Raw genomic sequence first — 13030 nt, forward strand, 5'->3', positions numbered from 1 at the left:
GATGCCGGGCGCGGGGTGCGTGACGACGCGCGGAGGAATGCTGCCGGGGACATCCATCGATCCGGTCCTGGTGGGTAGGCTCCGGCGTATGGAGCACGAGGTGTACGTTCCGTTTTCCGTCGGCTCGGTACGTGCGGCGCTCGCCGAGCGTGAGCGCGTGGCACGCTGCGTCCCCGGACTCCACGTCGACGCCGCTTCGGGCGGCGGCGACGCGGTGGAGGGCCGCCTGCGCGTCCGCATCGGGGGGTCCACCATCACCTACCGGGGCAGTCTCACGCTGATCCCGCAGGGCGACGGCTTCACCGTCGAGGGTTCCGGCACGGAGGCCCGTGGCAGCGGCACGGTCAAGCTCGCGCTGAAGCTGGTGCCGCACGCCGCCGAGGACGGCGAGGGCACCCGCCTCACCTGTTCCGGCACGGTGACGGGGGAGGGCCGCCTCTTCGAGCACGAGCAGAAGACGACGGTCGGCGCCGGACGACGGCTGCTGGACCGCTTCTGCTCCGCGCTGGAGGAGAGCCTGCGCGCGGACGGCGTCTCCGGCCTCTCCGGCCCTCCGTCCGGTGCCGACGCACCGGAGGCCGAGGGCCCCGAGGAGGCCGAGGCCCGGAGCGGCTCCGGGGAGCCCGCCGGGCTCGGCGCACCCGACGACAACGAGCGCGTCATCCCCGGCATCCCCGGCCCGGAGACCGGCGAGCCCTCGGCCCGGCGTGAGGAGGAGAAGCCGTCCGGCGGCCTCTTCGACGCCGACGTCCCGCCCTCGTCCCTGGACCCGACGGGCGACGAGATCGACGACGAGGAACCGTTCGAGGAGGAGTTGGTCGACGAGGACGCCGCGACAGCGGAGGCCGCGCACGCCCGGCGCACCATGATCGGGCGGAGCGCCGAAGAGGTGGACCACGCTCCGCCGCGCGGCCGCTACGCGCCGGTGCCCTCGCCCCAGACCGGCGCCGCGTCCGACGCGCTGCGCTGGGCGGCGCCCGCCGCGGCCGCCGTGCTCGCCGGTGCCGTCGTGCTGACCCGCGCGCTGCGTCGCCGCCGCTGACCCGGGCGCCGCGCGCCGGCCGCCGTCGTCCCTGCCGTGCGGGCGACCGTGCGACGGCCCGTCAACACCCGGGCGCGGCCGCGCACCTCACCGTCGGCGTCCCCCTTAGGGTCGTCGCATGACCAACTCCGCCACCCCCGTCACGCTCCGCTCCGGCGACACCGCGGTCACCGTCGAACCGGAGAACGGCTGCCGTCTGGCGTCACTCGTCGCGGGCGGCACCGAACTGCTCGTCCAGGGCCCCGGCCACGGGGCGTTCGTCATGGCTCCCTGGTGCGGTCGCACCGACCACGGGCGCTTCCGCAACGGCGGGGAGCTGCATCAGCTACCGGTGCCGTCCGAGCAGGACGTCCGCGACGGGCTCGGTGGTCCGCACGCGATGCACGGCACGGTCCGGCGCCTGCCCTGGCGCACCGTCCGTGCCGACGAGCGCTCCGCCGCGTTCACCGTCGGGCTGACCGACCCGTGGCCGTGGGACGGCGTGGTGACCCAGCTGGTCGAGCTGGCGGAGGACGGCGGCGGCATCACGCTCACCCTGGGCGTGGAGACCTACGGCACCTCGTTTCCGGCACAGGCCGGCTGGCACCCGTGGTTCCGGCGCACGCTGCGCGAGGGCGGAGCGGAGGCGCAGATCCGCTTCGCTCCCGAGTGGCAGGAGGAGCGCGGCGCGGACCATCTGCCCACCGGCCGTCGTATCGAGCCGCAGCCCGGGCCGTGGGACGACTGCTTCGGCATGCCGCAGGGCGTGGACGTCACCCTGACCTGGCCGGAGGAGCTGGAGCTGAACGTCTCCAGCCGCGCCGAGTGGGTGGTGCTCTACGACGAGCAGCCGGCCGCCGTGTGCGTGGAGCCGCAGTCCGGCCCGCCGAACGGGCTCAACTCGCTGCCGCGCTTCGTCACGCCGATCGAGCCGTTGGAGATCGCCACCACCTGGACCTGGCGCCACCTGACCTGACCGGACCCGATCAGGGGGCGCTCGCATAGGCTCGGGCGCATGGACGAGACGCGTGCCGCGCTGCTGGAACAGATCAAGACCAAGGCCGTGGTGCACGGCAAGGTGACCCTCTCCTCCGGGATCGAGGCCGACTTCTACGTCGACCTGCGCCGGATCACCCTGGACGGCGAGGCGGCCCCGCTCGTGGGGCAGGTCATGCTCGACGCCACCGCCCACCTCGACTACGACGCCGTGGGCGGCCTGACGCTGGGCGCCGACCCCGTCGCGGCCGCCATGCTGCACGCGGCGGCCGCCCGAGGCCGTCACCTGTACGCGTTCGTCGTGCGGAAGGCCGGCAAGGCGCACGGCCTCCAGCGCCGCATCGAGGGCCCGGACGTCGCCGGACGGCGCGTGCTGATCGTGGAGGACACCTCCACCACCGGGGGTTCCCCGCTCACCGCCGTCGAGGCCGCGCGCGAAGCCGGCGCCGAGGTGGTCGCGGTGGCGACCATCGTGGAACGCTCCGCCGCTGCCGCGATCGACGACGCCGGCCTGCCGTACGTGTACGCGTACGACCTGAACGACCTGGAACTCGCCTGACGTTCACGCGGACGGCCGGTCGATGTTTCACGTGAAACTACGGTCCGTGACCGTCTACGCCGCAGTCGTGCGCGGCTGGGCCACCCGGCCGGCGGGCCGGGCCCGCGGGTGAGGGGGTCTGGAGGTTCGGGGCCCGTCTGGAAAGATGGGGGGCGACGATGACGTCGCCTCCCTCAGCCGAGCCCGGTCCCGGCCCCCGACCCCGGAGCCGTACGGCCACGCACCACGTACTTCACAAGGAGCGGACAGATGCCCATCGCAACCCCCGAGGTCTACAACGAGATGCTCGACCGGGCGAAGGCAGGCAGGTTCGCCTACCCGGCCATCAACGTCACCTCTACGCAGACGCTGCACGCCGCGCTGCGCGGCTTCGCCGAGGCGGAGAGCGACGGCATCATCCAGATCTCCACCGGCGGTGCGGAGTTCCTGGGCGGCCAGTACGACAAGGACATGGTGACGGGTGCGGTGGCGCTCGCCGAGTTCGCGCACATCGTCGCGAAGAAGTACCCGGTGAACGTCGCCCTGCACACCGACCACTGCCCCAAGGACAAGCTGGACGGCTACGTCCGCCCGCTGGTCGAGATCTCCAAGGAGCGCGTGGCCGCAGGCCAGAACCCGCTCTTCCAGTCCCACATGTGGGACGGCTCCGCGGAGAACCTCAAGGACAATTTGGAGATCGGCCAGGAGCTGCTCGCCGCCACCGCCGCCGCCAAGATCATCCTCGAGGTCGAGATCACCCCGACCGGCGGCGAGGAGGACGGCGTCACCCACGAGATCAACGACGAGCTGTACACCACCGTCGACGACGCCATCCGCACCGCCGAGGCGCTCGGCCTGGGGGAGAAGGGCCGCTACCTGCTGGCCGCGTCGTTCGGCAACGTGCACGGCGTCTACAAGCCGGGCAACGTCGTGCTCCGTCCCGAGCTGCTGCGCGACCTCCAGGACGGAGTCGCCGCGAAGTTCGGCACGCAGAACCCGTTCGACTTCGTCTTCCACGGCGGTTCCGGCTCCACCGATGAGGAGATCGCCACCGCGCTGGAGAACGGCGTGGTCAAGATGAACCTGGACACCGACACCCAGTACGCCTTCACCCGCCCGGTCGCGGACCACATGTTCCGCAACTACGACGGCGTGCTCAAGATCGACGGCGAGGTCGGCAACAAGAAGGTCTACGACCCCCGCAGCTGGGGCAAGGCCGCTGAGAAGAGCATGGCCGCGCGCGTGCAGCAGGCCTGCGGCGCCCTGCGCTCGACCGGCACCCGCCTGAAGTGACCCGCACGCCCGGACGCTGAGGCGCCCGGCGCCCGCAACCCGGCTCCCCGCAGGGCCCGGCACCGCACGGTGCCGGGCCCTGTGCGGTGGGTGGCCGGGCCGGGCGTGCAGACTGGAGACATGACCGTTCACGAGAACCTGCTCGGGGGCCCGCCCCCGACCCACCTGCCCGACGACCCCGAGCCGCGGGAGCTGCTCGCCTCCGGCACGGCGCCCGCCGACGTGGCCGCGAAGCACCCCACGTCCTCGCTGGCCTGGGCGCAGCTCGCCGACGACGCCTACACCGCGGGACGGGTCGTCGAGTCGTACGCCTACGCCCGCACGGGCTACCACCGGGGCCTGGACGCCCTGCGCCGCAACGGCTGGAAGGGCCACGGCCCGGTGCCGTTCGAGCACGAGCCGAACCGCGGCTTCCTGCGCGCGCTGCACGCACTCGCCCGGGCGGCCCAGGCCATCGGCGAGCTGGAGGAGTACGAGCGCTGCAGCACCTTCCTCAAGGAGAGCTCGCCGACCGCGGCGTCCACGCTGTCGTAGCGCACGGCGTCGTGACGGCGTCGCGCTCGGCGTGACGCACGGCGCCGCACGGCGCACGGGGGCCTGCCCGGATGGCCGGGTGAGCACCGTCTCGCGGCATATGCCCGGCCCGGACTTGTCCCGGCCGGGCATGCTCGCGATGATGCTGTGTGGGCCGTGCACGGATCGCACGGCCCGAGGGGACCGGAGCTCCATCGCCGAACGGAAGGAGCGGACCGCTACCCGGACGCCACGATCCACGGAGACACCAGATGTCCCACGAAACCGGCGTTCCCGCCGGTCAGCCGTCCCCGGACGCACCCGCGCCCGAGTCGCAGACCGACGAGGTACAGGCCCCCGAGCTGGACTTCCACGGCACCACCCCGTACGAGGACTACGTACAGGCGGACGTGCTCACCCACCTCCAGCACCCGCTCTCCGACGACCCGGGCGAAATGGCCTTCCTGGTCACCACACAGGTCATGGAGCTGTGGTTCACGCTGATCGTCCACGAGTGGGAGACCGCCGCGCGGTCGCTGCGCGAGGACGACCTGAACGGCGCGCTGGCCGCGCTGAAGCGTTCGACCTACGAGTTGCAGTCGCTGAACGCGTCCTGGGAACCGATAGCCCACCTCACCCCCGCACAGTTCAACGCCTACCGCTCCGCCCTCGGTGAGGGCAGCGGCTTCCAGTCCGCCATGTACCGGCGGCTGGAGTTCCTGCTCGGTGAGAAGTCCGCGTCCATGCTGGTGCCGCACCGCGGCGCCCCGCGCGTGCACGCCGAGCTGGAGAAGGCCCTGCACCAGCCCAGCCTCTACGACGAGGTGCTGCACTACCTGTCCCGGCACGGCCAGGACGTGCCCGCGCAGGTGCTGGAGCGGGACGTGTCGCGGAAGTACGAGCCCGACCCGGCCGTCGAGGCCGTGTGGGCCGGCGTCTACACGGCGGAGGGCGACGGCGATCCCGAGCTGGTCCGGCTCGGCGAGGCGCTGACCGAGGTCGCCGAACTGGTCTGGCGCTGGCGCAACGACCACCTGGTCGCCACCCGCCGCGCCATGGGCTCGAAGGTCGGCACCGGCGGCTCCGCCGGCGTCGCCTGGCTCGAGAAGCGCGCCACCAAGAACGTGTTCCCCGAGCTCTGGACGGCCCGCAGCCATGTCTGAGACCACCACCGTCGCGGGTGCAGCCCGCCGCGGCGGCCTCGCCGAGGAGGCCGCCGCCCGCGACGCCGGGGACCGTCTCGCTGCCAAGCGCGCCGAGTTCGTCCTCGACGACACCGTCTACCTGGACGGCAACTCGCTGGGCGCGCTGCCCGCCGGGGTGCCCGACCGGGTCGCCGACGTGGTCCGGCGGGAGTGGGGCGAGATGCGCATCCGCTCCTGGACGGAGTCCGGCTGGTGGGAGGCGCCCGAGCGGATCGGCGACCGCATCGCCCCGCTCGTCGGCGCCGCCCCCGGCCAGGTCGTGGTGTCCGACTCCACCAGCGTCAACGTGTTCAAGGCCGTCGTCGGCGCCGTCCGCATCGCGCAGGAGGACGCCCCGGGCCGCACCGAGGTCCTGGTGGACGCCTCCACGTTCCCCACGGACGGCTACATCGCCGAGTCCGCCGCCCGCATGACGGGCTGCACGGTGCGTCCGGTCCCGGCGGGCGAGATGGCCGCCGAGGCCGGCCCGTACACGGCCGTGATGCTGGTCAACCACGTCGACTACCGCACCGGCGAACTCGCCGACCTGTCCGGCACGACTCGCGCGGCCCACCGCGCCGGCGCGCGTGTGGTGTGGGACGTGTGCCACACCGCGGGCGCGCTTCCCGTCGACCTGGACGCGCACGGCGTCGACTTCGCCGTCGGCTGCACCTACAAGTACCTCAACGGCGGCCCCGGCGCGCCCGCGTTCCTGTACGTGCGCGCCGACCTGGCCGAGCGCTTCGACTCGCCGCTGCCGGGCTGGAACTCACACGTCGACCCGTTCGCCATGGCGTCGGTCTATGCGGCGGGCGACGGCGCGGTGCGCGGCCGCGTCGGCACGCCGGACATCCTGTCGCTGCTCGCGCTGGAGGAGTCGCTGAAGGTCTGGGACGGCGTCGACATCGCGGAGGTGCGCGCGAAGTCCCTCGCCCTGACGGACTTCTTCGTCCGCTGCGTCGAGGCGTACGTACCGGACGGGCGGGTGCACGTCATCACCCCGGCCGCGCACGAACGGCGCGGCAGCCAGGTCGCGTTGCGCTGCCCGGACGCGGGCGGGGTGATGGCGGAGCTGATCGCGCGCGGCGTCGTCGGCGACTACCGCCGGCCCGACGTGCTGCGCTTCGGCTTCACGCCGCTCTACACCTCGTTCGCCGACGCCGAGCGCGCCGCGCGCGTGCTCGCCGAGGTGCTGGCCGAGGCCACGACGCCGGGCGGCCCGGCTTGAGCGACGCCCCCGGCACCGGGCAGGCCGACCGGGAGTGGGCCGCGCTCAGCGGCCTGCCCCCGGTCGCCCCCGACCGCACCCTGCGCTACGGCGACCACCCGTCGCAGGTGATCGACCAGTACGGCCCGCCCGACGGCCCCCGCGTCACCGTGCTGCACGGCGGCTACTGGCGCGAGGCGTACGACCGCTCCCACCTCACGCCGTTCGCGGGGGCGCTGGCCGCGCACGGCTGGACCGTCGACCTGGTGGAGTACCGCCGGGTCGGCGGCGACGGCGGCTGGCCGCGCACGGCCGACGACGTGGATGCCGCGCTGGGCGCCCTCGGCGCACCCCCGCACGTGCTGCTCGGCCACTCCGCGGGCGGCCAGCTCGCGCTGTGGGCGGCGTGGAAGCGGGACCGCGCGGCGGCGGCCCGCGTGCTGGCCGTCGCGCCGGTCGCCGATCTGGCCCGCGCCCACGCCCTCGGCCTGAGCGAGGGCGCCGTCGCGGAGTTCCTGGGCGGCGAGGAGCACGTCGCGGCGCGGCTGCCGGAGGCCGACCCGATGCGCCTCTTCCCCCGCGTCCCGGTGGAGATCCTGCACGGCACCGCCGACCCCGACGTCCCCGTCGAGCTCTCCCGCCGCTACGCGGCCGACTGGGGCGCCCGCCTCCACCTCCTCCCCGCCACCGGCCATTTCGCCCCCCTCACCCCCGGCACCCCCGCCTTCCACGTCCTCCTCGACGCCCTGCGCTGACCTCCACGCAGGCCGGGCTTGCCAGCGAGGCCCGTGTCATCTCCGCAGGCGAGGCCCAGTTCCGCCGTCCACCCGATCGTGTGATCGCCGCGCAGACGCAACCACGAGGGTTAACACTTGCATTAAGTTGCTGGCTATGGCTGAATGGGAAGTGCTCCTGGTGGCCGAGGTGGCCTCCTGGTACGAGGACCTGCTCGTCACCGACAGTGCGAGTGCGGATCAGGTAGAAGACGCCGTCAACGTACTGGCCGAGGCCGGGCCGACGCTTGGGCGGCCCTTGGTGGATCGCGTCAAGGGGGCGGAGCATCATCACATGAAGGAGCTCCGCCCAGGTTCGACGCGTTCCAGTGAGATACGCATCCTGTTCGCCTTCGACCCCGTTCGGCGAGCTGTACTTCTCGTCGCCGGGGACAAGTGCGGAGACTGGCGCGGCTGGTACGACAAGAACATCCCGTTGGCCGAGGAGCGCTACCGGAGCCACCTCCTCGAACTCGAGACTCGGGAGTACGAATGACGACGGTCCGTTGGGAAGAGGTCAAGCGGAACGCGGAGAGGCGACGGCGGGCTGAAGGCATCCCGGTCCGCAGCGCCGAAGAGAAGCGGGCGGCGGCCGACCGCCTGCACGCGGAGGTGCGGGCCTACCGCCTTGCGGAACTTCGGCGGGAGCAGGAACTCACCCAGCGGCAGATCGCCGACACCATGGGCGTCTCGGCACCGCGAGTCTCGGCCATAGAACATGGCGAGGTCGACCGGACGGAACTGGCGACACTGCGCTCCTACGTCGAGGCGCTCGGCGGGCGACTCCGCGTGGTCGCCGACTTCGGCGACGTCGAGTACACGGTGGCGTAGCCGCGTTCCTTCCACGTCCTCCTCGACGCCCTGCGCTGACGTCCGGGCCCCGCTCGGCGCCACGCCACCCGCGGGGATCGTGGGCCCGTCCGCGGCGGGCCGAACGGGCCGCCGAGCGCCGCGACGCGGATCCGGGCCGGGGGCAACCGGCGTCGTCCGCGCCCGCACTCGTCAGCCGGGTGGGTCCGGTTGCTTCGCCGGGACGGCGTCGTGCCGGTTGTCGGGTGCGGAGTGGCGTAGGGCGGTGCTGCGCGTGCGGTCCATCTCCCGCCACTCCGGACGCAGTGCGGATGCCGAGACCACCGCGACGTACACCACCGCCACGCCCACGAGCGCGGGTGCCAGGCCGAAGCCCGCCACGGCCGCGCCCGCCAGCAGCCCGCCGAACGGCATCCCCGCCCAGGCCACCGAGTCGCCCAACGCCCCCACCCGGCCCAGCAGATGACGCGGTACGCGCTCGAAGAGGACCGCCGCCAGGATGGGGTTGAGGAAACCGGCGGCGAAGCCGCCCACCACGACCACCGCCACCACCGCGCCAAGCGGCAGCTCCGCCGCCATGGCCAGGCAGCGCGGCGCACCCGCCACCAGGAAGCACAGGAAGAGCATCATCCGGCGCGGGAGCCGGTGCGCCACCACCGTCGCCACCAGGCTGCCGCAGATCGCGGCCCCGCCCAGCGCGGCGCCCACCAGACCGATCGCCTCCGGCCCGCCGCCCGTGGCCTGTGCCCACGCGGGCAGCAACACCGCGCGAACACCCATGTCCAGCAGGTTCGTCACACAGATCATGCCGACCGCGAGCAGCAGCAGCCGGTCACCGCGCAGGAAGCGGAAGCCGTCCACGAAGCTCCGCCAGTAGCCCTCGGGCCCCTCCTGACCGGGTGTCGCAGGCGGTGTCGCGGCCCGCCCCACCCCCCGCGGCAGCGTCACGCCGATCACCAGCGAGCCGAGCGCGAACAGCACCGCGATGACCCCCAGGCTGGGGACCGCGCCGAGCAGGGCCACCACGCCGCCGCCGACCGCCGGGCCGACCGTCCCCGCCAGCCGTTCCGTCACCCCGGAGACCCCCGCGGCCCGTTCCAGCGGAACCCGCGCCCGTTCGGCCGCTTCCGGGACCATGACCTCCTTGGCCAGATCGCCCGGCCCGCGCGCCGCGCCGATCACCGCGACCAGCGCCAGCACCTGCCAGAACGCCAGCACGCCGAGCACGTGCAGCACCGGTACGGCCGCCGCCGCGACCGCACTGACCAGGTCCGTCGACCACGACACCACCCGCGGCCCCACCCGGTCCACCAGCGGCCCCAGTCCCGCCTTCACCGTCACGTACGGGGCCAGCTCGCAGAACGCCACCAGCCCCGTCTGCGCGACGCTTCCCGTCGTCACCAGCACGAACCACGGCAGCGCCACGGCCGATATCCGGGTGCCCGTCAACGACACCGCCATCGCCGCCAGCACCCCGACCAGCGGCCGCAGGGTCCTGCCGTGGGCGCCGTCCTCCCCCGTTCCCGCCCCCGTTTCCGCCTCCGGGCCCGTCATGGCGTGTCGGTTCCCGCGTCCGGCTCCGGCAGCAACTGGGTGATGAGCACGATCCGTTCGGCGCCCTCCGGCGCGTCCTCCGTGCAGCCCGGGGCGTCCCGCCGGTACCGCGCCATCAACTCCCGCAGCTCCGACCCGAGCTGCTGCGCCTCCTGCGGCGTGAGCCGCAGCGGCACCTGGCTCATGTCGAACGCCTCCTGCCACACGGGGGGCATCGTCTGCAGTTCCGCCAGGGCCCGCTGCGCCTGCGTGCTGTTCGCGGCGGCCACGGACTGGAGGTACTGCATCGTCGCCTCCGGCTCCCGGGGCGCCAGCTCCCGCGACTCGAACCACGTCGACTGGTGCACTGCCTGCCACCAGCGGTCCCGCCCGTTGCCGCGACCCTCGTCCTCCGCGACGAAGCCGGCGTCCGCGAGCCGCCGCAGGTGGTAGCTGGCCGACCCGGAGTTGATGTCCAGCCGCTCCGCCAGCCGTGTCGCCGTGGACGGCCCGTGCTTCCGCAGCAGGCCCACGAGCCTCACCCGCAACGGATGCGCCAGCGCCCGCAACCCCTTCGCGTCCAGTAGCACCGCGTCCTCGGCCGCCGCCTGCTCCGCCAGATCCCGCCGCTCGTCCTCATCCATGCGGTCACCGTAGACCGCAAACATGTCTTTGCGAAGACTTCTTCGCGAAAGTCTCTTTGCTGTTCGCCGCCCAGCCGCCAGTCGGCTCGATCCCGGTGGGGAGTGGCATGCTGTCGGCGGGCGCTCGCCCGAGGGGCGCGCCGTTCCGCTGCGGGAGGGTTCACCGGGATGAAGCTGCGCTGCGCGTTGCTGGACGACTACCAGGGCGTGGGAACCACGGTCGCCGACTGGTCACCGGTCGCCGACCGGGTGGAGGTCGTCGCCTTCCGCGCACACCACGCGGACGAGGCGGCACTCGTCGCCGCCCTCGCCGACTTCGACATCGTCGTCACCCTGCGCGAACGCGTGCCGTTCCCGGCCTCCGTCCTCGCCGCGCTCCCACGCCTGAAGCTGCTCGTCGCCTCCGGCATGCGGAACGCGTCCATCGACTACGCCGCCGCCGAGGCGCACGGCGTCACCGTCTGCGGCACGGCCAGCTCCTCCGCCCCGCCCCTGGAACTCACCTGGGCGCTGCTGCTCGGCCTGGCCCGGGGCCTGGTCCCGGAAAGCACCGCGCTGCGCGAGGGCGGGCCCTGGCAGAGCACCGTCGGCGCCGACCTGGGGGGCCGCCGCCTCGGCATCCTCGGCCTCGGCCGCATCGGCACCCGCGTCGCCCAGGTCGCCCTCGCCTTCGGCATGGAAGTCTCGGCGTGGAGCCAGAACCTCACCGCGGACCGTACGGACCAGGCCGGGGTCCGGCTCGCCGCGTCCAAGGAGGAACTCCTCGCCGGCAGCGACTTCGTCACCGTCCACCTCAAGCTGAGCGACCGCACCCGCGGCCTGATCGGTGCACCCGAGCTGGGCCTGATGCGTCCGTCCGCCTACCTGGTCAACACCTCGCGGGCCGACATCGTCGACCAGGACGCCCTGCTCGCCGCCCTCCACGAGGGACGTATCGCCGGCGCGGGTCTCGACGTCTTCGACGTCGAACCCCTCCCGGCCGACCACCCCCTGCGCACGGCCCCGCGTCTCCTCGCCACGCCCCATCTCGGCTACGTCACCCACGCCAACTACACCCGCTACTACGGCCAGGCCGTCGAGGACGTCGCCGCCTACCTCGACGGCTCGCCGATCCGTCTGCTGGGCCGCTGAACCGCCTTCGCGAAGGCGGTTGACTTCAATAAAACGCTCACAGACAGCAGCGCCGTCCTCTTCCGCAACACCATGCGCATCACCGACGGCCATCTCGACGGCTTCCGGCACGCCATCGCGCAGGCGGTGGCCTTCACCGAGGAGCACGGACCCCAGCTCATGGTGGACGTCTTCGTCGACGAGGAGCGGATGCTGGCCCACAGCTTCCAGCTCTACCGCGACTCCGACGCCATCCGCACCCACTGGCGGCTGTCGGACCCGTACATCCGCGGGGTGATGGAGCACTGCACCGTCGAGCACTTCGAGGTGTTCGGCGCACCGGACCCCGACATCGTGGCAGCGCTCACGACGCCCGACGGCGATTCCTTCCCCGTCGTCATCTCGCCCCGCATGGCGGGCTTCCACCGTCTCGGCGGGACCGCGGCGACGCCGCGGCCCCACTCGGGAGAGCCCGCTACGGCCGGCTGACCGGCTCCGGACGACTGCCGCCGACCCGGCGGCAGTCCGGGGTGTCGGCCGGACGGGTCGTCACGGGGGCGTCGGCGAGGGCGAAGCAGAGCTGCGCGTGCAGCAGTTCCGCCTCCGCCGGGGACATGCGGAGGGCGAGGTCGCCGTCGAACCGGCCGTCCTGTTGCAGCCAGAGGTGCAGCGCGTACCGTCCGTCCTCCTCCCGCCGCAGCGGCTTGCCGGGAACGCGGTGGACGCGCAGTCCGCGCGGGAGCGAGCCCATCAGGCGGCCACCCCCGCCCACGACGCCCCGTTCGCCGGGGAGCCGACGCCCTGCCGGTCGAGGGCGAGTGCCAGTGCGGTGATCCGCTCCCGCTGTTCGGGGGTCAGCAGCCACGGTCGGCTGAGGACGCGCCCGGGGTGGTCCACGATCGGCCACCAGTCGTCGGCGGCGCGCGGCGAGGGCCGCGATGCGGCCGGGGCCGCCGTGTCGCACGTCGCCGTCCTGCGGCGGCACCCGGTGGCGGGCACGAGCACCGCCACCAGGCCGGTGAGTGCCCGCAACAGGGCATGCCGGATAGGCTTGGTCACGCTGACGCTCCTCTACAAGCGTTGGCCACGCCCCGGGACGCGCACACGTCGCCGGGGCGCCTTCTTGCTCCGGGTCACGCGGTGAACGCGCTCCGGAGCCACGAGTGAGACCGTAGCGCCAACGCGCTTTCACATACAACGCGTTGTATGAGATTCGCCCGTTCGGGTCAGTGCTCGGCCCTTCGGGCATGTGTGAGAAGGGCGCACAGCACCGTCGCCGAGGTGCGGAGCACCTCGCCGGGTTGGTCGCTCTCGCGCATCAGGACTTCACCGTCCACTGCGGCTATCTCGATGCACGCCCCGTCGGGCTGCTCCGAGAAGGACGACTTGCGCCACTGCGGTTCCATCG

At 73.2% G+C, this 13030-nt stretch carries 17 protein-coding genes; 12 read left to right on the forward strand and 5 right to left on the reverse strand.

Going from position 1 to position 13030, the window contains the following annotated elements:
- The first annotated feature begins 88 nt into the window (after positions 1-88).
- From RM572_RS13045 to RM572_RS13090, 10 genes are all read left to right on the forward strand, one after another.
- Complete coding sequence (locus RM572_RS13045; protein WP_311673491.1) at positions 89-1042, forward strand: SRPBCC family protein; 954 nt, start codon at positions 89-91, stop codon at positions 1040-1042.
- 118 nt (positions 1043-1160) lie between these two features.
- Positions 1161-1997 carry an aldose epimerase family protein gene (locus tag RM572_RS13050; protein ID WP_311673492.1) on the forward strand — a complete coding sequence of 279 codons (837 nt, stop codon included), beginning with the start codon at positions 1161-1163 and terminating at the stop codon, positions 1995-1997.
- 39 nt (positions 1998-2036) lie between these two features.
- A complete protein-coding gene (gene pyrE, locus RM572_RS13055) occupies positions 2037-2576 on the forward strand; it encodes an orotate phosphoribosyltransferase (protein ID WP_311673493.1) in 540 nt (179 codons plus the stop codon).
- A 249-nt stretch (positions 2577-2825) separates the two neighbouring features.
- Positions 2826-3848, forward strand: a complete 1023-nt coding sequence (gene fbaA / locus RM572_RS13060; protein WP_311673494.1) for a class II fructose-bisphosphate aldolase — start codon at positions 2826-2828, stop codon at positions 3846-3848.
- 120 nt (positions 3849-3968) lie between these two features.
- Positions 3969-4382 (forward strand): DUF3151 domain-containing protein, encoded by a 414-nt coding sequence (locus RM572_RS13065; RefSeq protein WP_027764225.1) that lies wholly within the window; start codon positions 3969-3971, stop codon positions 4380-4382.
- A gap of 251 nt (positions 4383-4633) precedes the next feature.
- A complete protein-coding gene (locus RM572_RS13070) occupies positions 4634-5524 on the forward strand; it encodes a tryptophan 2,3-dioxygenase family protein (RefSeq protein ID WP_311673495.1) in 891 nt (296 codons plus the stop codon).
- Complete coding sequence (kynU, locus tag RM572_RS13075; protein WP_311673496.1) at positions 5517-6773, forward strand: kynureninase; 1257 nt, start codon at positions 5517-5519, stop codon at positions 6771-6773. Before RM572_RS13070 ends, kynU begins: the two co-directional genes overlap by 8 nt.
- Positions 6770-7507: an alpha/beta fold hydrolase gene (locus tag RM572_RS13080; RefSeq protein ID WP_311673497.1), complete on the forward strand. Its 738-nt coding sequence runs from the start codon at positions 6770-6772 to the stop codon at positions 7505-7507. Before kynU ends, RM572_RS13080 begins: the two co-directional genes overlap by 4 nt.
- A gap of 136 nt (positions 7508-7643) precedes the next feature.
- On the forward strand, positions 7644-8021 hold the full coding sequence (locus RM572_RS13085) for a type II toxin-antitoxin system RelE/ParE family toxin (RefSeq protein WP_311673498.1): 378 nt from the start codon (positions 7644-7646) through the stop codon (positions 8019-8021).
- Positions 8018-8356 (forward strand): XRE family transcriptional regulator, encoded by a 339-nt coding sequence (locus RM572_RS13090; RefSeq protein ID WP_311673499.1) that lies wholly within the window; start codon positions 8018-8020, stop codon positions 8354-8356. Before RM572_RS13085 ends, RM572_RS13090 begins: the two co-directional genes overlap by 4 nt.
- 171 nt (positions 8357-8527) lie before the next feature.
- Here RM572_RS13090 and RM572_RS13095 read toward each other — a convergent pair whose 3' ends face one another.
- Both RM572_RS13095 and RM572_RS13100 read right to left on the reverse strand, forming a co-directional pair.
- Positions 8528-9889 (reverse strand): MFS transporter, encoded by a 1362-nt coding sequence (locus RM572_RS13095; RefSeq protein WP_311673500.1) that lies wholly within the window; start codon positions 9887-9889, stop codon positions 8528-8530.
- Positions 9886-10512 carry an ArsR/SmtB family transcription factor gene (locus tag RM572_RS13100; RefSeq protein ID WP_311673501.1) on the reverse strand — a complete coding sequence of 209 codons (627 nt, stop codon included), beginning with the start codon at positions 10510-10512 and terminating at the stop codon, positions 9886-9888. Before RM572_RS13100 ends, RM572_RS13095 begins: the two co-directional genes overlap by 4 nt.
- A 168-nt stretch (positions 10513-10680) precedes the next feature.
- On the opposite strand from RM572_RS13100, the gene RM572_RS13105 reads away from it, so the two are divergent.
- Together RM572_RS13105 and RM572_RS13110 are read left to right on the forward strand one after the other, a co-directional pair.
- Positions 10681-11643 (forward strand): D-2-hydroxyacid dehydrogenase family protein, encoded by a 963-nt coding sequence (locus RM572_RS13105; protein WP_311673502.1) that lies wholly within the window; start codon positions 10681-10683, stop codon positions 11641-11643.
- Between the two features lie 72 nt (positions 11644-11715).
- Positions 11716-12111, forward strand: coding sequence for a hypothetical protein (locus RM572_RS13110; protein ID WP_311673503.1), 396 nt, complete (start codon positions 11716-11718; stop codon positions 12109-12111).
- Here the strand turns inward: RM572_RS13110 and RM572_RS13115 are convergent.
- The 3 genes from RM572_RS13115 to RM572_RS13125 all read right to left on the reverse strand — a co-directional run bounded on the left by RM572_RS13115 (position 12098) and on the right by RM572_RS13125 (position 13028).
- A complete protein-coding gene (locus tag RM572_RS13115; RefSeq protein ID WP_311673504.1) occupies positions 12098-12373 on the reverse strand; it encodes a hypothetical protein in 276 nt (91 codons plus the stop codon). The genes RM572_RS13110 and RM572_RS13115 overlap by 14 nt on opposite strands.
- On the reverse strand, positions 12373-12681 hold the full coding sequence (locus RM572_RS13120) for a hypothetical protein (RefSeq protein WP_311673505.1): 309 nt from the start codon (positions 12679-12681) through the stop codon (positions 12373-12375). The genes RM572_RS13115 and RM572_RS13120 overlap by 1 nt, the downstream gene beginning before the upstream one ends.
- Positions 12682-12848: 167 nt before the next feature.
- Positions 12849-13028, reverse strand: coding sequence for a DUF397 domain-containing protein (locus RM572_RS13125; RefSeq protein WP_311673617.1), 180 nt, complete (start codon positions 13026-13028; stop codon positions 12849-12851).
- Positions 13029-13030 lie beyond the last annotated feature (2 nt).

It is taken from the genome of Streptomyces hazeniae (assembly GCF_031845485.1).
Taxonomy (GTDB): domain Bacteria; phylum Actinomycetota; class Actinomycetes; order Streptomycetales; family Streptomycetaceae; genus Streptomyces; species Streptomyces hazeniae.

Bases quoted from the DNA above. Each gene is read 5' to 3' on its own strand.
- RM572_RS13065 (WP_027764225.1), top strand. From the start codon at position 3,969: ATGACCGTTCACGAGAACCTGCTCGGGGGCCCGCCCCCGACCCACCTG.
- RM572_RS13105 (WP_311673502.1), top strand. From the start codon at position 10,681: ATGAAGCTGCGCTGCGCGTTGCTGGACGACTACCAGGGCGTGGGAACC.
- RM572_RS13095 (WP_311673500.1), bottom strand. From the start codon at position 9,889: ATGACGGGCCCGGAGGCGGAAACGGGGGCGGGAACGGGGGAGGACGGC.
- pyrE (WP_311673493.1), top strand. From the start codon at position 2,037: ATGGACGAGACGCGTGCCGCGCTGCTGGAACAGATCAAGACCAAGGCC.
- RM572_RS13045 (WP_311673491.1), top strand. From the start codon at position 89: ATGGAGCACGAGGTGTACGTTCCGTTTTCCGTCGGCTCGGTACGTGCG.
- RM572_RS13070 (WP_311673495.1), top strand. From the start codon at position 4,634: ATGTCCCACGAAACCGGCGTTCCCGCCGGTCAGCCGTCCCCGGACGCA.
- RM572_RS13085 (WP_311673498.1), top strand. From the start codon at position 7,644: ATGGCTGAATGGGAAGTGCTCCTGGTGGCCGAGGTGGCCTCCTGGTAC.
- RM572_RS13125 (WP_311673617.1), bottom strand. From the start codon at position 13,028: ATGGAACCGCAGTGGCGCAAGTCGTCCTTCTCGGAGCAGCCCGACGGG.
- fbaA (WP_311673494.1), top strand. From the start codon at position 2,826: ATGCCCATCGCAACCCCCGAGGTCTACAACGAGATGCTCGACCGGGCG.
- RM572_RS13115 (WP_311673504.1), bottom strand. From the start codon at position 12,373: ATGGGCTCGCTCCCGCGCGGACTGCGCGTCCACCGCGTTCCCGGCAAG.
- RM572_RS13050 (WP_311673492.1), top strand. From the start codon at position 1,161: ATGACCAACTCCGCCACCCCCGTCACGCTCCGCTCCGGCGACACCGCG.
- RM572_RS13110 (WP_311673503.1), top strand. From the start codon at position 11,716: ATGCGCATCACCGACGGCCATCTCGACGGCTTCCGGCACGCCATCGCG.
- RM572_RS13100 (WP_311673501.1), bottom strand. From the start codon at position 10,512: ATGGATGAGGACGAGCGGCGGGATCTGGCGGAGCAGGCGGCGGCCGAG.
- kynU (WP_311673496.1), top strand. From the start codon at position 5,517: ATGTCTGAGACCACCACCGTCGCGGGTGCAGCCCGCCGCGGCGGCCTC.
- RM572_RS13090 (WP_311673499.1), top strand. From the start codon at position 8,018: ATGACGACGGTCCGTTGGGAAGAGGTCAAGCGGAACGCGGAGAGGCGA.